Genomic DNA, 21,493 nt, shown 5'->3' on the forward strand with positions numbered 1-21,493 from the left:
TATTGCGCTGATTTATGCACTTTCAGTAAAGTGGTGGGTCGTGAAGGATTCGAACCTTCGACCAATTGGTTAAAAGCCAACTGCTCTACCGACTGAGCTAACGACCCATCTGGTGTTGCGCTGAATTATGCACTTTCAGTAAAGTGGTGTCTTGTTAAGGATTAGAACCATTCGACTGATTGGTTAAAAGCCAACTGCCCTAGCTTTATAAAAAAGCGACTGAGCTAACGATCCATCTAGATATTGCGATAATACGGTTCACTTATTTTTGGCATTTATCATGCTGATAATAAGTGGTGGGTCGTGAAGGATTCGAACCTTCGACCAATTGGTTAAAAGCCAACTGCTCTACCGACTGAGCTAACGACCCATCTAGGTATTGCGATAAAACTATTCACTTATTTTAAGCATTCACAATGCCAACAATAAGTGGTGGGTCGTGAAGGATTCGAACCTTCGACCAATTGGTTAAAAGCCAACTGCTCTACCGACTGAGCTAACGACCCATCTGGTGTTGCGCTGATTTATGCACTTTCAGTAAAGTGGAGTGTCGTGGAGGATTAGAACCATTCGACTGATTGGTTAAAAGCCAACTGCCCTAGCTTTATAAAAAAGCGACTGAGCTAACGACCCATCTAGGTTTTGCGCTAATTTATGCACTTTCAGTAAAGTGGTGGGTCGTGAAGGATTCGAACCTTCGACCAATTGGTTAAAAGCCAACTGCTCTACCGACTGAGCTAACGACCCATCTGGTGTTGCACTGATTTATGCACTTTCAGTAAAGTGTTGTGCCATTAAGGATTAGAACCATTCAACTGATTGGTTAAAAGCCAACTGCCCTAGCTTTATAAAAAAGCGACTGAGCTAACGACCCATTCTACTACTGACTATCTCGTTAAATACCACTAACCTATTCTATTTATTAGAGTAAGTGGTGGGTCGTGAAGGATTCGAACCTTCGACCAATTGGTTAAAAGCCAACTGCTCTACCGACTGAGCTAACGACCCATTTACTGGTATTTTACGCCCCGAACGACCTCGCCGCTCTGAGGGCGCCTATAATACCTTTTTCATCTTCTCATGCAAGCGCAAATTCCCAATTTTTTGTCGTTTGCATGAAAAACAGACTAAGAGTATGTTTTTTAGTTAATTACGCTTTAATTGCAGCCAGTTGCTGCTGTGCAATGCGCGCTGCTGCGCTGTTTGCGTAATCTTTGACGACTTGTTGGTAGTATTGCGTCGCCCCAGCCTTGTCACCGGTTTTTTCGGCGATCATGCCAAGCTTCACTAAACTGTCACCCCGTTTATTGGAATCACTAAAACGGTCAACCACAGTTTTGAAGGCTTGTTTGGCTTCTGCAAATTCGCTCTTATTAAATAATAGCTGCCCTAACCAATAGTTAGCATTCGCGGCATACACAGAATCTGGGTATTGTTTGATAAAAGCACGGAAGGCAGGAATAGCGTCGTCATACTTACGCTCTTTCAAGACTAAGTTAACGGCACTCTCATAGCTTGCAGTTTCACTTAAACTACTTGAAGCCGCATTCGTTGAGGCTATAGAAGGTGTGGATGTCGCGGCTGCGGCTGCAGGAGCGGCAGATGCCTTTGAGGATAAATTAGCAAGTTCATCATATAACTGACGCTGACGCTGTTGCATCTGCTCAATCTGATAATTCTGTTGTTCGGTTAAACCACGTAAATCGAGCACTTCCTGCTGCAGTGTATCAAGACGGCGCTGCATATCGAGCTCGCTTTGTTGTCTTGATTTTACAATACGTTCTATGCGAGAAAGTCTGTCATCACCCGAACCACCAGCAATATCTTCCACAGGAGCAGGTGCTGCAACTGCAGCACCTGCTCCAAGGAACATTGCCGTAATTAAGACGGCACGTTTCATTGTGTTACTCTCCGAGATTCAATCTTAGTAAACTAAAACTGCACGACGGTTTTTGCCAAAACCTTCATCAGTGCGAGAAAAATCAAGTGGTTTTTCTTCGCCATAGCTGACTACGCTCATTTGGCTTGGCTGTACGCCCATACCTTGTAGGTATTTAGCAACGGCTTTAGCACGACGTTCGCCCAGTGCGATGTTGTACTCAGGCGTGCCACGCTCATCCGCATGACCTTCAATCAGTACGCGCACGCTTGGGTGCTCAACTAAGTAAGTGCCATGGGCTTCTAATATTGCGGCGAAATCAGTTTGAACTTCACTGCGGTCAAAGTCGAAGTAAATGATGTGTTGCTTTCTCAAGTCTTCTAACTGCTGGCGTTGTTGCTCTTCAGCAGACAACATTGCGCCTACACCACCAGTTTGAATGCCACCACCATTCAGTTCACTACCTGAACCGTTTGTTGAGCCCATTGCATCAGTTTCTGATTCTGAAGTTGAGCTACATGCACTAAGAGCCATAATTGGAAGTGCTACCAACATAGCTTTTAACAACTTATTCAGATCCATTACGTGTTCCTTATAAAATTAAATGTGATTAAATCAAGGTATAACATTAGAGAAACGGTGACCAAGAAGGTGATTTCACCTCACCTTGACCTGCCGGTAATCTTGCTTTAAAACGTCCATCCGTAGAAACAGCTGCTAATACTTGCTTGCCTTGGTATGTAGTGCCATAGATGACCATAGTACCATTAGGGGCCACACTTGGAGATTCATCCAAACGTGTCGATGTCAGCACCTGCATAAAACGCGTACTCAAATCCATACGCGCAATATTAAATTTACCGTTCGTGCGATTAACAAAAATCATACTGCGACCATCAGGGGTAATTGAACCACCGAGGTTCCATTCACCTTCAAATGTTTCGCGACTCACTTTACCTGAGCTCAACTCTACGCGATAAATCTGTGGTCTACCACCGCGCTCTGATGTAAAAATCAACGACTTTCCATCAGGATACCATGATGGCTCAGTATCGATAGCATAGTGATTGGTAATACGCTTAATGGCTTTGGTCGCAATATCTATGATGTAAATTTCAGGCTGACCGTCTTTAGATAAAGTGATCGCCAAAGATTTTCCATCGGGTGAGAACGCCGGCGCACCGTTAATACCAGGGAAAGAGCTCACTTTAGTGCGCACTTGGGTATACAGGTCTTGCACGAAGATCTCAGCTTTTTTGTTTTCAAAGCTAACATACGCTAAACGACGACCATCGGGTGACCAAGTCGGTGACATCAACGGCTCTGGCGAGCGCAGTAACATTTGTTCATTGACGCCATCATAATCAGCAACCATCAATTGATAAGGGGCTTTTTGAGTATGATTGACCACAACATAGGAGATCCGCGTTAAGAATGCACCGCGAATACCGGTTAACTTTTCATAGACGATATCGCTGATCCTGTGTCCATATTGGCGAAATTGCGCCGCTGAAATCACAGTTTGACGGCTGTCCATCAAAAATTCTGTTGCACTAACTGGGCCTTTCAACGCTTGGTTTTGGGCTTTGACTAAATCGATTAAATCAAAGCTCACCAGATATTGATCAGTACCATAAGGTTTAACGGTACCTAGCACTAACGCTTCGGCGCCAACACTTGACCAAGAGTTAGCTTGAAACTGTGCCACAGTGCCAATATTGCGCTGAGGTAGTCCAAGTTCGTCTAAAGGTTTAAACGTACCGCTACGCACTAAGTCCGACATCACTACATCCGCAATCGCTTGCGGTGCGGCGCCAGGACCTTGCCAAACAAAAGGCATCACAGCAATGGGACGCGCAGCGTCAACACCTTCTGTGATCACAATATCCAATGCCGCTTTTGCGGGGGTGGTGCACAGCAGAACTGCCAATGCTAACCATTTTGCCAATATTCTCATGGGACTCCTTTAATTAAAACGTTGGTTCAACGATTAAGTTAATTTCTTTCATCAAGTTATAAACTGCAGGGTCCGGAGACACTGGCAATTTACCCGCCTTCAAAATCGCCGCTTTTGCTGCACGACAAACATTAGGATCACCGCCCTGAGTTTGACTGCTGATCACAAAACCATCATTTGCTAATCGTACAGAGACAGTGCAAGTCTTACCACGCATAGACTCGTCAACAACGAGGTTACGCTGGATTGTCGACTTGATCATATTGGTATATTTACCCACTTCACTCTGCATCTGCTTATTCATGGTTTGCGACAACGCCGCCTGCTCCGCCGCTAATGCATCAGCCATTTCTTGCTCTTGCTGTGCACGCGCCTTCGCTTCAGCATCCGCTTTCGCCTTAGCGTCCGCTTTGGCTTTAGCATCTGCTTTGGCCTTAGCTTCGGCTTTCGCTTCTGCATCAGCCTTGGCTTTTTCAGCTTTGGCCTTAGCTTCCGCCTCCTTCTGCTTACGATCGGTCTCAACTTTTGCTGCAGCGGCTTCTTCCACTTTGCGTTTTTCTGCTGCTTTTTGCGCGGCATCTTCGGCGACTTTACGCTCCTGCTCTTTCAGCTTACGGTCGGCTTCGGCTTTAACTGCCTTTTCCTTTTCCTGCTGCTGTTTCACTTGGGCAAGCTTGGTCGCTTCATTGGCCTTTTGGGTTTCAATTTCTTGCTGCTTACGTTCTTGCTCTAACTGTTTAATCTGAGCTTGTTCACGTTCGCGCGCTTGCTTCGCTTCTTGCGCTTTGCGTTCAAGCTCAGCTTGACGTTCTTGCTCACGGCGCTCTGCATCACGCTTTTCTTGCTTAAGTTTCTCAACTTGATTAGCGACTTTTTGCTGATCAACCATCACGGCTTTAACCGCTGGCGCACTAACTTGTTGCATAGGCTCAGGTTTGTGAGAGAAATCGATCCCCAACGCCAGAATAATTATCACGCCAATATGAATACCCGCTGAAATTGACAGAGGTAATGTTACATCTGACTTATCTGCCACCTATTTCTCCTTGGGTGAATCCGTCATCAAACCGACTGATGGCACGCCAGCACCTTGCAAGGTCACCATCAACTGAATCACTTTATCGTAAGGAATATTTCTATCGGCCTTAACCACCACTGGACGCTCAGGCTCTGTCACCATAAGCGCAGCAACTTCCGTCGCCAGTTCTTCCAAGTCCATCGGTACGTTGGTCGAACCACCTTTATTCAGATAATAATCACCTTCACCGTCAATCGAAGCCACCACAGGTGGCTTACTGTCAGCAGGTAAAACTTCCGCAGCCCCTTGAGGCAGCTCCACTTTTACCCCTTGGGTGACTATGGGCGCTGTTACCATAAAAATAATTAACAGCACGAGCATCACGTCGATATAGGGCACCACGTTGATTTCGGCAACGGGGCGACGACGTTTGCGCTGATAAGCTGGTTGCATTATGCCCCTTCCTTCTCACTGTATGCTTGGCGATGCAAAATGCTGGAGAACTCTTCCATAAAGTTTGCGTAGGCCATTTCCAATTTATCGACTTGAGTCGAGAAACGGTTGTACGCAATAACCGCAGGGATCGCAGCAAATAGACCCATAGCCGTTGCAATCAAGGCTTCAGCAATACCGGGGGCAACCATAGCTAAGGTCGCGTTTTCCATCGAACCAATGGCGATAAATGAATTCATAATCCCCCATACCGTACCAAATAAACCGATATAAGGGCTAGTCGAACCAATGGTCGCTAATAATGGTAAATTCGCTTCTAACTTTTCCATTTCGCGAGAAAGTGTCACACGCATAGCACGTGATGTACCGTCCATCACGGCATCAGGCACTTTGCTATTTAATTTATTCAGGCGTGAATATTCTTTAAAGCCAGTCACAAATAATGACTCTAAACCGCTATTATCAGGACGAGTCGATAATTCTTTATATAAACGGTTTAAATCAACGCCTGACCAAAATTTGTCTTCAAACTTCGCCGATTTACTTTTTGCGGATGTCAGTAAGCTACGGCGTTGTAAAATCACCGTCCAAGACATCACTGACAAGCAAAGTAAGGTGAACATAACAAATTTCACTAATAAACTGGCTTGTAAAAATAACCCAACAATCGACATATCAGCTTGCACTGTCAAACTCCTGCACAATATTTAAGGGAATAGCTCGGGGACGCATTCGTGACAGCGCAACACAAACAACCAGCACTGTGCCTTCACAATAACAGTCTCCCTGTTTATCGACCAAGCGTTGATGAAAGATCAACGAGGCCTTTTTCAACTCTATGACCTTAGTTTCAACAATAAGGTTCTGTTCAAAACGTGCCGCTTTGCGAAAATCTAATTCCGCACGCTTTACCACAAAGGCGGTATCGTCGGCTAACAGCGCAGTCTGACTCACGCCAAGGGCTTTTAGCCACTCGGTTCTCGCCCGCTCAAAAAAGTTGAGATAGTTCGAATGATAGACAACGCCGCCAGCGTCGGTGTCTTCGTAATAGACTGAAATAGGCCAATGAAACATCATTTGAAAATAAGCAAATTTTGGTTGAAAAATTGACGCTTACTATACCTAGGGAAACAAGACTTGTGAATGACCCGACGAAGATATAGATAGGAATAGCGCGGGTTTCAGATGAATAGGGGCAATTGTAAAAGACAATGGGGTCAAAGGACCCCATTTTATTAACATAGTTAGTTATTTTGCGATAGTTTGTGGCAGTGTTAAGCCAAAACTCTGCCACAAGAAACTGTAGATATCGGCAAATTCGTCAATCTTCATCGCCGTTGGTTTACCCGCTCCGTGACCCGCATTGGACTCGATACGCATAATCACAGGTTCAGTGCCCTGCTGCTTATCCTGCAACATGGCTGCGAACTTGAAACTGTGTAACGGCACGACGCGATCATCATGATCGGCAGTCATCACCATAGTCGCTGGGTAAGCTTGCGCTTTCACATTGTGATAAGGTGAATAAGCCAATAGCGCTGGGAATTGATCTGCTTTATCTGCACTGCCATATTCACTCGTCCAAGCCCAACCGATAGTGAACTTATGGAAGCGCAGCATATCCAGAACGCCCACAGCAGGTAATACCGCAGCAAAGAGTTCAGGGCGTTGAGTTACCGCAGCGCCCATCAACAGACCACCGTTACTGCGGCCATAGGCACCTAACTTAGTGCTATTCGTGTATTTTTCTCTCACTAGATATTCAGCGGCGGCAAAATAGTCATCAAACACATTTTGCTTTTTATCGAACATCCCCGCTTGATGCCAGCTTTCGCCGTATTCAGCGCCGCCACGTAAACTCGGCACAGCGTAAATACCGCCCATATCTAACCAAGCAATGTTGGCAGGACTAAAGCGTGGTGTCATCGAAATGGCAAAACCACCATAGGCATACAGTAATGTTGGGTTTTGACCGTTCTTCACTAGGCCTTTTTTATAGGACAGCATCATAGGCACACGCGTGCCGTCTTTGCTGCTATAAAACACTTGCTCAGAAACATAGTCATCGGGATTAAACGATACTTTAGGTTTGGCAATTACGCTTGATTCAGCGGTTTTAAAGTCAAATTTATAGGTGGTCTCAGGTTGAATATAACTATTAAACACATAATAGAAATAGTCTTTGCTTGCTTTGCCAAAAGGCCCAGCCACATTGCCTTGGCCAGGTAATGCTACGTCTTGGCGCTTCTGCCCACCCATGCTGTAAATCGATAATTGACCTAATACGTCGTGTAAATAACTCACCGCTAAATGGTCATTAATTATGGCGACGTTATTTATCGGATCTGTAGACTCAGGAATAATGGTTTGCCATTGGGATTTATCGCTATTGCGGGTATCAATCGCAATCACTTTACCGTTAGGCGCATCTAAGTCGGTTTTAAAATAAAACACTGAACCATCATTACCGAGAAACTCATATTCAGCTTCTAAGTTGAGGATCAATTCCACCACTTGTGATTTAGGCTCAAATAAGGATTTATAGAAGAAACGATTACGCTTATCCGTACCTTGAGAAATCGACAGTAATAGGTATTCGCCTTTCTCGGATACCTCGATGCCAAAGCCCCAATCTTTATTCTGTGGGCGCTCGTAAATCAATAAATCTTGGCGCTGATCTGTACCTAATTTATGGTAATACACTTTCTGGTTGAAATTGACATCAGCTAAGACATCTCCACCCGCTGGGGCATCATAGCGAGCATAAAACACACCTTGGTTTTCTTTATCCCACACTGCGCTAGAAAATTTAATCCATTTCAATTCATCGGCAAGTTTCTTACCGGTTGCGATATCAACAAACTGCCATTGCTGCCAATCTGAGCCCGAATTTGACACACCATAGGCTAAAATTTTACCGTCATTACTCACTGCAACACCTGATAGCGCCACAGTGCCATCCGCTGACAGTTTGTTTGGATCGAGAACTGGCTTTTCAACGCCATCTAACCCTTTGACATACAAAACAGATTGCGCCTGCAGGCCATCATTACGGTAGTAAAATTGATTGTCGCCATTCTCAAATGGGGCGGAGACTTTTTCGTAATTCCACAGCTCAGTGATGCGATCGACCACAGCTTGTTTATTGGGGATCTTGGCTAAATAGGCTTGACCGAAGGCTTGTTGTTCTTTTACCCAAGCTTCCGTTTCTGGCGTATTGGCCTCTAAATGGCGGTAAGGGTCCGCCACCGCAACACCGTGAATGGTTTCGACGAGATCATCTTTTTGAGTCACTGGGTAAACCAATTTATTTGCGCTTGCCTGCTCAGTCGAATTTTGTTCAGGTGCATTGCCACTTTGGCAGGCACCGAGTGCCATTCCCAATGTGGCCACTAACAAACCTTGCTTTGCAAGGCGAAATCTTAATGCCATCTTGTTATCGTCCTTCTTGTGGTTTCGGGCTTAAGGCCTTTTCAGCAAGTACTATACAAGCAAAAAAAATCATGGCAATGTCGTAACTTAATAAGAAGATTTTTAGGTTGTATCGCAGATTTAACAAAATGGCAGCAAGGATAAGCTTATTGAAGTGTATTATTATGCACTAATAGTGATTTATAAGTTATTAATCAAGGTAAATAGTGACTTAAGTGATATAGATCACCTTTACAATCATTAGAATTACTAATGTTTATGGGCAATTTTTCTCGTTTGTTTTACCGCCGAGTTCACCATAGAATGTGCTTGTTTTCAGGAGATACCTGCTTGCAGATATCGAAAACAAAGAACTTTTAAACTGGTGTGTTCCCAACACTTCAGTTTCTTCCCTGGTTCTTATGCTTGACTTCCTTCCTTCAATTTGTTGATTGCAAATGCATTATTTTTGCGGCCCGCTTAGTTTAAGCGGGCTTTTTTTTATCCATTTCAAACACCATCCTACTTACGACGATATCAGGCTTTATGCCGCTATCACTATTTATGCCCTAGCCTCACTTTAGTTTTATTTGCGGCTTAACGATTACCTGCTCGCGAACATCACAAATAAGAAAAACTCATAATCCCATTTAAAGCTCGCTGATACTGCAAAGGTTGAGGTTGAGGTTGAGGTTGAGCGAAATACTGCCAAGCTATCCAAAAATAACCACCTCCGCATCTATAAATGACAATGCCAAGTCAGTGACTTGGCATTGGATTGGGCTTAACTATATTGATGTGGCACAGGTTAAACACTGCGCAAATACACTACAAAGGCTTACTGATCCGTATCACAACGCGGCGGTTACGTGCCCTTTCGTCCATATCATCGTTCGAAGCCACATGACGGCGCTCACCGTGCCCCACAGTAACGATACGATCTTGCGGAATACCGCTGGCAACAAAGAAATCTTTTACCGACTCCGCCCGTTTATCCGAGACTTTTTGGTTAACTGAACGGCCACCGTAACTGTCGGTATACGCATCCACCAGCACTAACTCCACCAAAGGATCATAGGCTAAGTATTCTTGAACCCGAGACAGTTGCTGCTGTGAGAAACGAGTTAAATCGGTTCCGCCTTCATCATAATTCAACACAGTAAATGCGATATCTTCAAAGCTATAGGGCAACAGGTGCGCTAGACAAGCTTTGAACTCGCTGTATTTACGACCAAAATTAACCGATGACAAACCCACAGCGATTTTATTTGACTCGTTATACCAATCTGCATAGTAAAACGTCGGTTCCATCCCGCGACTCAACTCAGCCAACATAGACCAAGCGGCACGTTTAGGCACCTCACCATTAAAGTACTTTTGATAATGCAGTGACGTGATCTCTTTTGAGACCACTCCCGGACGCCACTGCGGCGCGCGACTAATTAGCTTAGCTTGCGTGACTTGGTCCGGTTTTACCCACATGTCTAAGGTAAAATTCATATTCTGCTGCTTACCCGCTTCGCTGGTAAAAATTGCTTTACCGTAGGAGGGGATATCATGCTCGAGGCGACAAACGATGGGAGAATTCTCACTCACTCGCCATTGGGAATCACTTAAAGAGGCGACATAATGGCGCAACTCTGCCATTGCAGTTGCTGGAACGCATAAAATTGATACTAATATCAGTTTTCGCCACATAGCCTTTACTCATGTTTAATCGGTTACATGGCTTTATCGGCAAACTATTTAGTTCCTTTAGCTCATAAAACCATCAATCAAGCATGACACACCCCAACACATTTAGCATAATAGCGCCCTGTGAATTTTCTAGAGTACTTTATGAGTGACATTTGCGACGCGAACAAATTGAAATACCGATTTCGAGGCTACTTTCCCGTAGTCATTGATGTCGAAACTGCGGGCTTCAACTCTCAAACCGATGCGTTGCTAGAAATTGCCGTCACCCTACTGAAAATGGACAATGAAGGCGTGATAGGAATCGACAAAACCCTACACTTCCACATTGAACCCTTTGAAGGCGCAAATTTAGAACCCGAAGCGTTAGCATTCAACGGCATTGATCCCACTAATCCGTTACGCGGAGCTGTAAGCGAGAAAGAAGCCTTTTTAGAAATCTTTAAAGCGGTGAAAAAAGCCCAAAAAGCCTCTGACTGCCATCGCAGTATCATAGTGGCGCATAATGCCGCTTTTGATCATGGTTTTGTGAGTAAGGCTATTGAACGTTGCGACTTAAAACGCTCGCCGTTTCATCCTTTTGCTACTTTCGATACTGCTACACTCGCCGGACTTGCCATTGGTCATACCGTACTTGCCAAAGCATGCATCATGGCGGGCATTCCCTTCGATAATAAAGAAGCCCATTCTGCGCTATATGATACCGAACGTACCGCAGAGCTTTTTTGTCACATAGTGAATCGTTGGAAATCATTAGGCGGCTGGCCGTTACTGGCCGTGGATGAGCAGGATGCACAAAGCGACACTGAGGCATAAATTTAGCGGTTCACACTAGATCTTAAGCCATTTAAAAACAAAAAAGCTGCCATTGGCAGCTTTTTTCATTTAACAGGCAACTGTGATTAGCAAATACTAATTACAGTGAGCTTGCGTTTTCAGACAGGTAAGCAGCAACACCTTCAGTGCTTGCATTCATACCTTTATCGCCTTTTTCCCAGCCAGCAGGACATACATCGCCGTGCTCTTCGTGGAATTGCAGTGCGTCGATCATACGTAGCATTTCATCAACGTTACGGCCTAATGGCAGATCGTTAACAACTTGGTGACGAACCATGCCTTCTTTGTCGATCAGGAATGAACCACGGAAAGCCACACCCGCTTCTGGATGCTCAACATCGTATGCTTTACAGATTTCATGTTTAACGTCAGCCACTAGCGTGTACTTAACTTGGCCAATACCGCCTTTTTCAACTGGGGTGTTGCGCCATGCGTTGTGAGTGAACTGAGAATCGATAGACACACCAATCACTTCTACGCCACGCTTAGTGAACTCTTCCATGCGGTGATCAAATGCGATCAACTCTGATGGACAAACGAAAGTGAAGTCAAGTGGATAGAAGAATACGACTGCTGGTTTGCCTTTGATGGCAGCAGTTAAGTTGAAGCTATCAACGATTTCGCCAGAACCTAATACAGCTGCAGCAGTAAAATCAGGAGCCTGACGGCCTACTAATACGCTCATTTTATATCTCCATCTATGAGTTGAACTAAGTGTAAGGCAAGATGCCCTTTCGCCAGTATGCTCTCCTCAACCTAGGTTGAGTTAAATCCTTACTGATTAGAAGGTGTTCTTACCAATCAAATCTTTAGGCATTATAAGTCGTGTGCTGTGCCTTACAACCTATTTAAGACCAATATCACATTTTTCAAGGGCATTTCCGTTTTGCCTGACTAAGGATAGAGCAATCTGCACTGATTGCGTGCGATGCACACCACATTCAGCTAACAGACTAAACCCAGCATGATCACATTTTCAGATATTTTTCAGATAAGCTATCGGCAAACTGGACATCCACAGCCTTTGCAGTCAAAAATAGCGTCTTTGGCTTAAAGAATTAAGAAAATTGACTATGAATGCAGTCGTAATTGCAGTGTGCTTAATGTTGGCACTCAGTTTAGCTAGGGTGAATGTGGTTATCGCCCTCACCGTGAGCGCCCTTGTGGCGGGACTTGTAGGCGGAATGGATCTGCACCAAACCATCGATGCCTTTAATACTGGCTTAGGTGGCGGCGCGCAAATTGCGCTCAGTTATGCATTATTAGGTGCCTTCGCTGTCGCACTCTCGCACTCAGGCTTAACCACGCTGATCTCAAGAAGCATTATCAGTAGCCTTGGACAAGATCCTAATCCCACCAATACTAACTGGGTTCGCTGGTTACTGCTGTTATCGCTACTTGTCATGTCGATGGCCTCACAGAATATTTTACCTATTCATATCGCCTTCATTCCGATTTTAGTGCCACCACTGTTACATGTGACGACCAAACTGAACATCGACCGTCGTTTAGTCGCCTGTGTTTTGACCTTTGGTCTGGTCACAACCTATATGATTTTACCGATTGGATTTGGTGGCATTTTCTTAAATGACATTCTGCTTTCCAACTTAACCAGCAATGGCTTAGCGGCTGTGCGTGAGCAAATTCCACCAGCCATGTTAATTCCAGCGGCGGGCATGATAGTTGGTTTACTGACAGCTGTGTTTATCAGTTACCGTAAACCTCGGATCTACGATGAGGCCAAAGTATTGGTTGCAGAGCCAGAAGAAACCCTCAACAAACGCAATATTATCATTGCCGCAGTGGCGATATTAGCCACCTTAGTGGTGCAACTTGAAACCGATTCGATGATTTTTGGCGCCTTAGTCGGCTTCATGATTTTCAGTTTCTCGGGCGCCTTAAAGCATGTCGCCGACCAAGATATTTTCAATCAAGGCGTGCGCATGATGGCCAACATCGGCTTTATCATGATTTCTGCCGCAGGTTTTGCCGCCGTAGTGAAAGAAACCGGTGAAGTGGGCACGCTTGTGGCTTCGCTTAGCGACATCATTGGTGATAATAAAGCCCTCGCCGCCTTTTTGATGCTGCTAGTGGGTCTACTGATCACTATGGGGATCGGCTCGTCTTTCTCCACCATTCCAATTATCGCGACCATTTATGTGCCTTTAGCGTTAAGTTTTGGTTTTTCGGTGGCGGCGACAATCGCGTTAGTCGGCACCGCTGCGGCGCTGGGTGATGCAGGCTCGCCAGCATCGGATTCCACCTTAGGTCCTACTGCGGGTTTGAATGCCGATGGCCAACACGACCACATTCGTGACAGCGTGATCCCGACCTTCATCCACTACAATATTCCACTGTTAGTGTTTGGCTGGATTGCGGCCATGGTGTTGTAACACCGAACAATACTCCCAATAAAAAGGCCGAATTGCATTGCAATTCGGCCTTTTAGATCGAGCGCCCAAATATTAACAAGCTATATGAATAGGCATGTTAACAGGCACAGGAACGATTATTTAGTACCAAAGATTTTATCGCCCGCATCACCAAGACCTGGCAGGATATAGCCCTTCTCATTGAGGCACTTGTCGATAGCAGCGGTATATAACTCGATATCAGGATGCGCCGCTTCTAACGCTTTGATCCCTTCAGGTGCAGCCACTAACACTAAGGCTTTGATTGAAGTACAACCACGTTTCTTCAATAAGTCGACGGTCGCAATCATAGAGCCACCAGTCGCGAGCATTGGGTCGACAACTAAGGCGATACGCTCGTTCATGTCGCTGGCGAGTTTTTCAAAATATGGCACAGGCTCAAGGGTTTCTTCGTCACGGTAAATGCCGACAACTGAAATACGCGCACTTGGGATATGCTCAAGTACACCGTCCATCATGCCCAAACCCGCACGTAAAATCGGCACAACAGTGACTTTTTTACCTTTGATTTGGTCGACTTCAACCGGACCGTTCCAGCCTTCAATCGTCACCGTTTCAGTTTCGAAATCTGCGGTAGCTTCATAGGTTAATAAACTGCCCACTTCGGCGGCTAGCTCACGGAAACGTTTAGTGCTAATGTCACCTTCGCGCATTAAACCGATTTTGTGACGCACTAAAGGATGTTTAACCTCGACAACTTTCATTTTTCTCTCCTACTTTATTTTTCGGCGTATTATTTTAGGCAAATTTTTCAGATTCTAGTTGATTTGTTTACTAGGTAAAACATAAAGTTTTGCCATTAGGCCTAATCGTGAGCTATCTCCCAAGAATAATTCCCAATCGACTAAGATACGTACCTTAATTTACTATTTTGTGACCAATCTCAAGACCTCAGAAACTGAAATACAGTTTTACTCGGCCAAAAATACTCCGCCGAGGGGCATAAATCCAAATCATGACTTTCGACCCCTAGCACAAGCTGGTAGAATACCGCCGCATAAAATCCAATAACGATGTACCCGAGAGGATCCCTCCGTGAGCACACCTACCCCACTGAGCTATAAAGATGCCGGCGTTGATATTGATGCAGGTAATGCACTGGTAAGTAACATTAAAGCAGCCGTTAAACGTACCCGTCGTCCAGAAGTTATGGGCAACTTAGGTGGTTTTGGCGCCCTGTGTGAAATCCCCACTAAATACAAGCAACCGGTTTTAGTGTCTGGCACCGACGGTGTTGGAACTAAATTGCGTTTAGCCATCGACTATAAAAAACACGACACAGTCGGCATAGACTTAGTTGCTATGTGTGTGAACGATTTAATCGTTCAAGGTGCTGAGCCACTGTTTTTCCTCGATTACTATGCAACAGGCAAGCTTGATGTTGAAACCGCGACGTCTGTTGTCAACGGTATCGGCGAAGGTTGTTTCCAATCTGGTTGTGCGTTAATCGGCGGTGAAACCGCTGAAATGCCAGGCATGTACGAAGGTGAAGATTACGACCTAGCAGGTTTCTGCGTGGGCGTAGTTGAAAAAGCCGACATCATTGACGGTAGCAAAGTTGCAGCGGGTGATGCGCTTATCGCATTAGCCTCGAGCGGCCCTCATTCAAATGGTTACTCTTTAGTACGTAAAGTATTAGAAGTGAGCCAAGCAGACCCTCAACAAGATCTCAATGGCAAACCGCTAATTGAGCATCTACTTGAGCCAACCAAAATTTACGTGAAATCATTGCTAAAACTGATCGCAGCATCAGACGTACATGCAATGGCACACATTACTGGCGGCGGCTTCTGGGAAAACATCCCACGCGTACTGCCAGATAATTTAAAAGCGGTTATCCAAGGCGATTCATGGCAATGGCCTGCTGTTTTCAGTTGGTTAATGGAAAATGGCAACATTGCAGAATATGAAATGTATCGCACCTTCAACTGTGGCGTCGGCATGTTAGTCGCGCTGCCAGCCGATAAAGTGGATGCTGCACTTGCATTACTGGCTGCAGAAGGCGAACAAGCTTGGCTGATCGGTGCTATCGCAGATCGTGAAGGCAATGAAGAGCAAGTGGAGATCCTGTAATGCCCCAGAGCTGTCGTGTAGTTGTATTAATTTCCGGAAATGGCAGTAACCTGCAAGCGATTATCGACGGTTGCGACGATAATCTGCAGGCCGAAGTTGTCGGAGTCATCAGTAATAAACCCGATGCCTATGGCCTAGTGCGCGCCCATCATGGCGAAATTGATACCAGCTGCGTGATAGCTCACCAAGGTGAATCTCGCTCTGAATACGATGCACGTTTAATGACAGTCATCGAACAGTACCAACCCGATTTAATCGTGTTGGCAGGATTTATGCGGATCTTAACCGATGATTTCGTGAATCATTACCTAGGTCGCATGATCAATATCCATCCGTCACTGTTACCGAAATACACTGGCTTAAACACCCATCAACGTGCCATTGACGCTAACGACAGCGAACATGGTGCCAGCGTGCATTTTGTCACGCCAGAGCTTGATGCAGGTCCTGTGATTTTACAGGCCAAAGTGCCTGTTTATGAAGAAGATACCGCTGATATGCTCGCCGCCCGTGTGCATGAGCAAGAACATGCCATTTATCCACTCGTGGTGAAATGGTTTAGTCAGCAACGTCTTAACATGCAAAACGGCCAAGCCTATCTTGATGGCAATCTTATCGGCCCGAGCGGTTACGCGCCTGATTAGTTCCGCTTAAAAGCAATGGTAGCAAGATCATAAATGGAGACCTTAGGGTCTCTTTTTTTTAACTATTTTCCACAAAAGCATTGTTTTCTGGGGCAATGTGGCATTAGATAACTTAACGAAAAGTGATTTTTGCTCGGCATGACAAGAGACTATTAGATGAAAAATATTATCTGCGATATCGATGGTGTACTACTGCACGACAATAAACTGATCCCCGGCAGCGACAAATTTATCCAGCGTATTTTAGAACAAGGCAATCCGTTAGTCGTCCTGACTAACTATCCCGTACAAACGGGAAAGGATCTGCAAAACCGTTTAAGCGCTGCCGGTATTGATATTCCTGAAGAATGCTTTTATACCTCCGCGATGGCAACCGCTGACTTTTTACAGCACCAAGAAGGCAGTAAAGCCTATGTCATTGGTGAAGGCGCCCTCACCCACGAACTCTACAAAGCAGGCTTTACCATTACCGATATCAACCCTGACTTTGTGATTGTCGGTGAAACCCGCTCCTACAATTGGGAAATGATCCATAAAGCTGCAGCCTTTGTGGCAGGTGGCGCCCGCTTTATTGCCACCAACCCTGACACTCATGGCCCAGCTTACAGCCCTGCCTGTGGCGCCCTATGTTCGCCAATCGAGCGTATTACCGGTAAAAAACCTTTCTACGTGGGTAAACCGAGCGCTTGGATCATTCGCTCGGCGCTTAATCATATTGATGGGCACTCTGAAGACACTGTCATTATCGGCGACAATATGCGCACCGATATTTTGGCAGGCTTCCAAGCTGGGCTTGAAACCATTCTGGTCACCAGTGGCGTGAGTAAACTTGAAGATATCGACAAAGAGCCTTTCCGCCCTAACCATGTATTTGCCTGCGCGGGCGATATTGATGTTGTTTAAACAATTATCTAAACCTTTGTCTAACCCTGCGTAGCCACTCCTTCTTGCTAGCTAGCCATTCCAACATTACCCATGCAATACGCCTAGCCAAAAGGCGTATTGCATAGGGTAAAGCAACATTAAGTAACACATTCACCTGCCGCTCAGCCTTGTGGCTCGCTGCGGCTTGCTTCATGATAAGTCTCGCTTCTGATTGATTAACATAAATCTAAAATACCTTAATTAAAACAACAGTAGGATTAACCTATGCGACGTCTGTATCCACTCTGTGCGCTGGCTATGCTCAGTGCCTGTAGTCCGAATTCATCCCAACCCGATGACAACAGTACTTTGGCTGAACTCAAACCCGTGCAGTTTAATGAAGCGCGCTTTAGAAATGATATTAAAGCCCTGTCATCCGATGAATTTGAAGGTCGAGCACCGACCACTCACGGTGAAAAACTCACCTTGGACTATTTGACTAAAGCCTTTACAGAGATGGGACTCAAGGGCGCATACCAAGGCAGCTTTTTGCAACCTGTGCCTATGGTCAGCTATACCGCAGATGAAGCGCAGCAAGTCACGCTGGCAGGATTACCCTTTAAATACCGAAAAGATCTGGTGCTCAGCAGTCGTCACGATAACGGTGGCATTAACATTGAAAACGCGCCATTAGTCTTCGTTGGCTATGGGGTGAACGCACCCGAATATGGTTGGAATGATTACCAAGATCTCGACATGAAAGGCAAAATCGCGGTGATCTTAGTGAACGACCCCGGCTTTGCCCGCCCTGACTCGGGTAAGTTCAATGGCAAAGCCATGACCTATTACGGCCGCTGGAGCTATAAGTTTGAAGAGGCCAGCCGTCAAGGCGCCCTTGGTGCACTGATCATCCATGATACTGAGCCCGCCTCTTATCCTTGGTCTGTGGTAGAAAATAGCTGGACTGGGCCACAGCAAGATCTAGTGCTGAGTAAAGCCGAACAAGATAGCCGCATCCAAGTCGAAGGCTGGCTTACATTGGACGCAGCAACCCAGCTGTTTGATAAAGCGGGTTTATCACTGCCGAGCTTGATGGCGCGCGCTGCCGACAGCCCAATTAATGTCCCCCTTGAGCAAACTGGCAGTATCGCCTTTAAAAATAAAGCCGAATACGCAAATAGCTACAACGTAGTCGCTACACTCCCCGGCAGCACACAAGCCGACGAGCAGATCCTCTACACCGCCCATTGGGATCACATAGGTAAAGACGAGACGAAAGCAGGCGATCAGATTTACAACGGCGCCATGGACAATGCCTCAGGCACTGCCGGCATTCTCGAAATCGCCAGACAATTAGCCGATAATGCGAAACAAGGCCACGGTTTAGCGCGCTCGGTCACCTTTATTGCCACCACAGGTGAAGAACAGGGCTTACTCGGTTCGCGCTATTACGCTGCCAATCCACTTTACCCTATCGACAAAACCGTGGCAGTGTTAAACCTCGACAGCACGAATATCTACGGTAAAACCAATGACTTTACCATCGTTGGCAAAGGTAAATCTGAGTTAGAAACCTACCTTATCGATGCGGCGAAACAACAAAACCGCATCGCCATGGGTGAGAAAAATCCCGCTTCGGGCGGTTTCTTCCGTTCAGATCATTTCAGCTTTGCCAAACTGGGCGTGCCAGCGGTATTTGCCGGCGGCGGTAGCGACCCCGTTGATGAAGCCACGGCTGCTTATAAAACCCAGATGCAAGCGACAATGAAAGGCTGTTATCACAATGTCTGCGATGAATACCGTGAAGACTGGGATTTAAGCGGCGCGCTGCAAGACTTGCAAGTCTACTACCAAGTCACGCGCACATTGGGTAGCAGCAAAGATTGGCCGGGATACTATCAAGGCACAGAGTTTAATAGCCTGCGCCCAGCCAAAACGACGCTTGTGACAGATGCAAAATAGCAGCTTTTATCAGTGACAGCTTGTGAGAGGCGACTTGGTTAGTCGTCTCTTATTGACGCATGCTAGTCGCACCTGCGAAATAAAGCGCCATCTCTGCCTGTAAGCCAAAGCACCAGACAAGATTGAAAAGCACGTGAACCATTCACGTGCTTTTTTTGTTTTCAGCTCACAAACAATGCCGTTATCGCGAAATATCCATCCTGCGACACCATTCTGCATAGGCTTATGCCATTGGTTGATGTCAAACTCGGCGCATTAATTGATTAAAAATAAAACACTTAAACGAGCCAACTCATTATTTATGGTCTTTTTAACGGTTTTTCTGTCATCGACACTTTTTTAAAATACATTGTGAATTCCCCAAAACCCCTCACGCCAAATCAGACAATAAAAACAAATCATCAAAAATAACGCAAATTAAATGAATTATTCTCAAATAAAAGCATTAAACATAAACACCTAAATCAACAAAAACACCAATAAGCAGATAAAACATCAAAAATAGTGTTTGGCAAATACCTAAATTGCTGGCACATTAAACCTCAATTGAGACATCCTCAAATGACAGACAGTGTGGGAGTTGTACTATGTGTTCAATCTTTTCGATTTTAGATATCCAATCTGATGCCAAAGAACTGCGCCAAGTCGCGCTAGAAATGTCTAAGCTAATGCGCCACCGTGGCCCTGACTGGTCAGGTATTTATGCCAGTGATAAGGCAATTCTTGCCCACGAACGTTTAGCCATTGTTGACATTGAACACGGTGCTCAGCCACTGCTGACCGAAGATGGCAGTTTGATCCTTGCGGTCAACGGCGAAATCTATAACCACAAAGAATTGAAAGCCCAGCTAGGCGATAAGTACAGCTATCAAACCAACTCTGACTGCGAAGTCATTCTGGCGCTGTATCAAGAATATGGCACTGACTTCCTTGATAAATTAAACGGTATCTTCGCGTTTGTTTTATATGACAAAGCCCAAGATAGATACCTTATCGGCCGCGATCACATGGGTATCATCCCGCTATACACAGGCCGTGACGCTGCGGGCAACTTCTATGTTGCCTCAGAAATGAAAGCGCTGATGCCAGTGTGTAAAACGGTGGAAGAATTTTTACCGGGCCAGTATCTGTATTCAAAAGATGGTGAAGCCGTTAAATACTATAGCCGCGATTGGCAAAGCTATGATGCGGTTAAAGATAACCCAGCCAGCCAAGAAGAATTGCGTGACGCATTAGAAGCAGCGGTTAAACGCCAATTAATGTCAGACGTGCCCTACGGTGTGTTGCTATCAGGCGGCTTAGATTCATCGATCATTTCCGCCGTGACGCAAACCTTTGCTAAACGCCGCATTGAAGACGATGGCGAAACCAACGCTTGGTGGCCCCAGTTGCATTCTTTTGCTGTCGGCCTTGAAGGTGCGCCGGATTTAATCGCCGCCAAAAAAGTCGCAGATGCCATTGGTACGATTCACCATGAGATCCATTTCACCTTCCAAGAAGGCTTAGATGCGATTAAAGAAGTGATCTATCACTTAGAAACCTACGATGTCACCACCATACGTGCCGCGACACCTATGTATTTAATGGCGCGTAAAATCAAAGCCATGGGCATCAAAATGGTGTTATCGGGTGAAGGCGCTGATGAGCTATTTGGCGGCTATTTATACTTCCATAAAGCGCCAAACGCACAGGCATTCCACGAGGAATTAGTCCGCAAACTCGATAAACTGCATCTGTTCGATTGTCTGCGTGCCAACAAAGCTATGGCCGCTTGGGGATTAGAAGCTCGTGTGCCCTTCCTAGATAAAGAGTTTATGGATGTGGCGATGCGCATCAACCCAGAAGCGAAAATGTCTAAGGATGGCCGCATCGAGAAACACATTCTGCGTAAAGCCTTTGAGCATAAATTGCCAAAAGAAGTGGCGTGGCGTCAAAAGGAACAATTCAGTGACGGCGTGGGCTACTCTTGGATTGACGGTTTGAAAGAACAAGCTGCAGCGCGGGTGGATGATTTACAATTGGCAAACGCGAAATTCCGTTTCCCATACAACACGCCAGAAACTAAAGAAGCCTATTTCTATCGCTGCTTCTTTGAGGAACATTATCCACTGAGCGGCGCTGCTGAAACGGTTCCAGGCGGTAAATCCGTCGCCTGTTCAACACCAGAAGCATTAGCTTGGGACGAAAGCTTGCGCGGCATTATCGACCCATCGGGCCGAGCAGTGCGCTCTGTACACACCTCAAGTTATTAATGATCTAACGTTAAAG

At 45.6% G+C, this 21,493-nt stretch carries 18 protein-coding genes and 6 tRNA genes; 7 read left to right on the top strand and 17 right to left on the bottom strand.

The window, feature by feature from the left end; all coding sequences use genetic code 11:
* Positions 1–31: 31 nt before the first annotated feature.
* From KV201_RS15360 to motY, 15 genes are all read right to left on the bottom strand, one after another.
* Positions 32–107, bottom strand: a tRNA-Lys gene (locus KV201_RS15360).
* 187 nt (positions 108–294) lie between these two features.
* Positions 295–370: transfer RNA gene (locus KV201_RS15365), tRNA-Lys, on the bottom strand.
* Between the two features lie 60 nt (positions 371–430).
* Positions 431–506, bottom strand: a tRNA-Lys gene (locus KV201_RS15370).
* Positions 507–543: 37 nt separating this feature from the next.
* Positions 544–633: transfer RNA gene (locus KV201_RS15375), tRNA-Lys, on the bottom strand.
* A gap of 38 nt (positions 634–671) precedes the next feature.
* Positions 672–747 (bottom strand) — tRNA-Lys (locus KV201_RS15380).
* A 185-nt stretch (positions 748–932) separates the two neighbouring features.
* Positions 933–1,008, bottom strand: a tRNA-Lys gene (locus KV201_RS15385).
* A 142-nt stretch (positions 1,009–1,150) separates the two neighbouring features.
* On the bottom strand, positions 1,151–1,900 hold the full coding sequence (gene ybgF / locus KV201_RS15390) for a tol-pal system protein YbgF (RefSeq protein WP_226059851.1): 750 nt from the start codon (positions 1,898–1,900) through the stop codon (positions 1,151–1,153).
* A gap of 24 nt (positions 1,901–1,924) precedes the next feature.
* Entirely contained in the window at positions 1,925–2,461 is a 537-nt protein-coding gene (pal, locus tag KV201_RS15395; protein WP_006081256.1) for a peptidoglycan-associated lipoprotein Pal, read from the bottom strand.
* Between the two features lie 46 nt (positions 2,462–2,507).
* Complete coding sequence (gene tolB / locus KV201_RS15400) at positions 2,508–3,836, bottom strand: Tol-Pal system beta propeller repeat protein TolB (protein ID WP_006087449.1); 1,329 nt, start codon at positions 3,834–3,836, stop codon at positions 2,508–2,510.
* Positions 3,837–3,849: 13 nt separating this feature from the next.
* Positions 3,850–4,872 (bottom strand): cell envelope integrity protein TolA, encoded by a 1,023-nt coding sequence (gene tolA, locus KV201_RS15405; RefSeq protein WP_226059852.1) that lies wholly within the window; start codon positions 4,870–4,872, stop codon positions 3,850–3,852.
* On the bottom strand, positions 4,873–5,307 hold the full coding sequence (gene tolR, locus KV201_RS15410) for a protein TolR (protein WP_012196904.1): 435 nt from the start codon (positions 5,305–5,307) through the stop codon (positions 4,873–4,875).
* Positions 5,307–5,993 carry a protein TolQ gene (gene tolQ, locus KV201_RS15415; RefSeq protein ID WP_006081252.1) on the bottom strand — a complete coding sequence of 229 codons (687 nt, stop codon included), beginning with the start codon at positions 5,991–5,993 and terminating at the stop codon, positions 5,307–5,309. Before tolQ ends, tolR begins: the two co-directional genes overlap by 1 nt.
* On the bottom strand, positions 5,983–6,384 hold the full coding sequence (gene ybgC / locus KV201_RS15420; protein ID WP_006081251.1) for a tol-pal system-associated acyl-CoA thioesterase: 402 nt from the start codon (positions 6,382–6,384) through the stop codon (positions 5,983–5,985). Before ybgC ends, tolQ begins: the two co-directional genes overlap by 11 nt.
* A gap of 171 nt (positions 6,385–6,555) precedes the next feature.
* The gene (locus KV201_RS15425) at positions 6,556–8,739 is read right to left on the bottom strand and encodes a prolyl oligopeptidase family protein (protein ID WP_226059853.1); all 2,184 of its coding nucleotides are present in this window, start codon (positions 8,737–8,739) and stop codon (positions 6,556–6,558) included.
* An 807-nt stretch (positions 8,740–9,546) separates the two neighbouring features.
* The gene (gene motY / locus KV201_RS15430) at positions 9,547–10,416 is read right to left on the bottom strand and encodes a flagellar protein MotY (protein ID WP_006081249.1); all 870 of its coding nucleotides are present in this window, start codon (positions 10,414–10,416) and stop codon (positions 9,547–9,549) included.
* 141 nt (positions 10,417–10,557) lie between these two features.
* Between motY and rnt the strand changes: the two genes are divergently transcribed.
* Positions 10,558–11,229: a ribonuclease T gene (gene rnt / locus KV201_RS15435; protein WP_011846546.1), complete on the top strand. Its 672-nt coding sequence runs from the start codon at positions 10,558–10,560 to the stop codon at positions 11,227–11,229.
* A gap of 100 nt (positions 11,230–11,329) precedes the next feature.
* Here rnt and KV201_RS15440 read toward each other — a convergent pair whose 3' ends face one another.
* Positions 11,330–11,935, bottom strand: a complete 606-nt coding sequence (locus tag KV201_RS15440) for a peroxiredoxin C (RefSeq protein ID WP_006081247.1) — start codon at positions 11,933–11,935, stop codon at positions 11,330–11,332.
* A 388-nt stretch (positions 11,936–12,323) separates the two neighbouring features.
* Here KV201_RS15440 and KV201_RS15445 point away from each other — a divergent pair, with 388 nt between their 5' ends.
* Entirely contained in the window at positions 12,324–13,643 is a 1,320-nt protein-coding gene (locus tag KV201_RS15445; protein ID WP_226059854.1) for a Na+/H+ antiporter family protein, read from the top strand.
* A 116-nt stretch (positions 13,644–13,759) separates the two neighbouring features.
* On the opposite strand, the gene upp is transcribed toward KV201_RS15445, so the two are convergent.
* Positions 13,760–14,386 carry a uracil phosphoribosyltransferase gene (gene upp / locus KV201_RS15450; RefSeq protein WP_006081245.1) on the bottom strand — a complete coding sequence of 209 codons (627 nt, stop codon included), beginning with the start codon at positions 14,384–14,386 and terminating at the stop codon, positions 13,760–13,762.
* Between the two features lie 331 nt (positions 14,387–14,717).
* Here upp and purM point away from each other — a divergent pair, with 331 nt between their 5' ends.
* From purM to asnB, 5 genes are all read left to right on the top strand, one after another.
* Positions 14,718–15,755 carry a phosphoribosylformylglycinamidine cyclo-ligase gene (gene purM, locus KV201_RS15455; RefSeq protein ID WP_006081244.1) on the top strand — a complete coding sequence of 346 codons (1,038 nt, stop codon included), beginning with the start codon at positions 14,718–14,720 and terminating at the stop codon, positions 15,753–15,755.
* On the top strand, positions 15,755–16,399 hold the full coding sequence (gene purN / locus KV201_RS15460) for a phosphoribosylglycinamide formyltransferase (protein ID WP_006087455.1): 645 nt from the start codon (positions 15,755–15,757) through the stop codon (positions 16,397–16,399). The genes purM and purN overlap by 1 nt, the downstream gene beginning before the upstream one ends.
* A 156-nt stretch (positions 16,400–16,555) precedes the next feature.
* Entirely contained in the window at positions 16,556–17,302 is a 747-nt protein-coding gene (locus KV201_RS15465; protein ID WP_006081242.1) for an HAD-IIA family hydrolase, read from the top strand.
* A 246-nt stretch (positions 17,303–17,548) separates the two neighbouring features.
* The gene (locus KV201_RS15470; RefSeq protein ID WP_226059855.1) at positions 17,549–19,225 is read left to right on the top strand and encodes a M28 family metallopeptidase; all 1,677 of its coding nucleotides are present in this window, start codon (positions 17,549–17,551) and stop codon (positions 19,223–19,225) included.
* A 587-nt stretch (positions 19,226–19,812) separates the two neighbouring features.
* The gene (gene asnB, locus KV201_RS15475) at positions 19,813–21,477 is read left to right on the top strand and encodes an asparagine synthase B (RefSeq protein ID WP_226059856.1); all 1,665 of its coding nucleotides are present in this window, start codon (positions 19,813–19,815) and stop codon (positions 21,475–21,477) included.
* Positions 21,478–21,493 lie beyond the last annotated feature (16 nt).

This window comes from Shewanella sp. SR1 (genome assembly GCF_020447145.1).
Classification (GTDB): domain Bacteria; phylum Pseudomonadota; class Gammaproteobacteria; order Enterobacterales; family Shewanellaceae; genus Shewanella; species Shewanella baltica.

Excerpts from the sequence above, each read along its gene's own strand:
- ybgF (WP_226059851.1), bottom strand. The coding sequence starts at position 1,900 with ATGAAACGTGCCGTCTTAATTACGGCAATGTTCCTTGGAGCAGGTGCT.
- pal (WP_006081256.1), bottom strand. The coding sequence starts at position 2,461 with ATGGATCTGAATAAGTTGTTAAAAGCTATGTTGGTAGCACTTCCAATT.
- tolB (WP_006087449.1), bottom strand. The coding sequence starts at position 3,836 with ATGAGAATATTGGCAAAATGGTTAGCATTGGCAGTTCTGCTGTGCACC.
- tolR (WP_012196904.1), bottom strand. The coding sequence starts at position 5,307 with ATGCAACCAGCTTATCAGCGCAAACGTCGTCGCCCCGTTGCCGAAATC.
- ybgC (WP_006081251.1), bottom strand. The coding sequence starts at position 6,384 with ATGATGTTTCATTGGCCTATTTCAGTCTATTACGAAGACACCGACGCT.
- KV201_RS15425 (WP_226059853.1), bottom strand. The coding sequence starts at position 8,739 with ATGGCATTAAGATTTCGCCTTGCAAAGCAAGGTTTGTTAGTGGCCACA.
- motY (WP_006081249.1), bottom strand. The coding sequence starts at position 10,416 with ATGTGGCGAAAACTGATATTAGTATCAATTTTATGCGTTCCAGCAACT.
- rnt (WP_011846546.1), top strand. The coding sequence starts at position 10,558 with ATGAGTGACATTTGCGACGCGAACAAATTGAAATACCGATTTCGAGGC.
- KV201_RS15440 (WP_006081247.1), bottom strand. The coding sequence starts at position 11,935 with ATGAGCGTATTAGTAGGCCGTCAGGCTCCTGATTTTACTGCTGCAGCT.
- KV201_RS15445 (WP_226059854.1), top strand. The coding sequence starts at position 12,324 with ATGAATGCAGTCGTAATTGCAGTGTGCTTAATGTTGGCACTCAGTTTA.
- upp (WP_006081245.1), bottom strand. The coding sequence starts at position 14,386 with ATGAAAGTTGTCGAGGTTAAACATCCTTTAGTGCGTCACAAAATCGGT.
- purN (WP_006087455.1), top strand. The coding sequence starts at position 15,755 with ATGCCCCAGAGCTGTCGTGTAGTTGTATTAATTTCCGGAAATGGCAGT.
- KV201_RS15465 (WP_006081242.1), top strand. The coding sequence starts at position 16,556 with ATGAAAAATATTATCTGCGATATCGATGGTGTACTACTGCACGACAAT.
- KV201_RS15470 (WP_226059855.1), top strand. The coding sequence starts at position 17,549 with ATGCGACGTCTGTATCCACTCTGTGCGCTGGCTATGCTCAGTGCCTGT.
- asnB (WP_226059856.1), top strand. The coding sequence starts at position 19,813 with ATGTGTTCAATCTTTTCGATTTTAGATATCCAATCTGATGCCAAAGAA.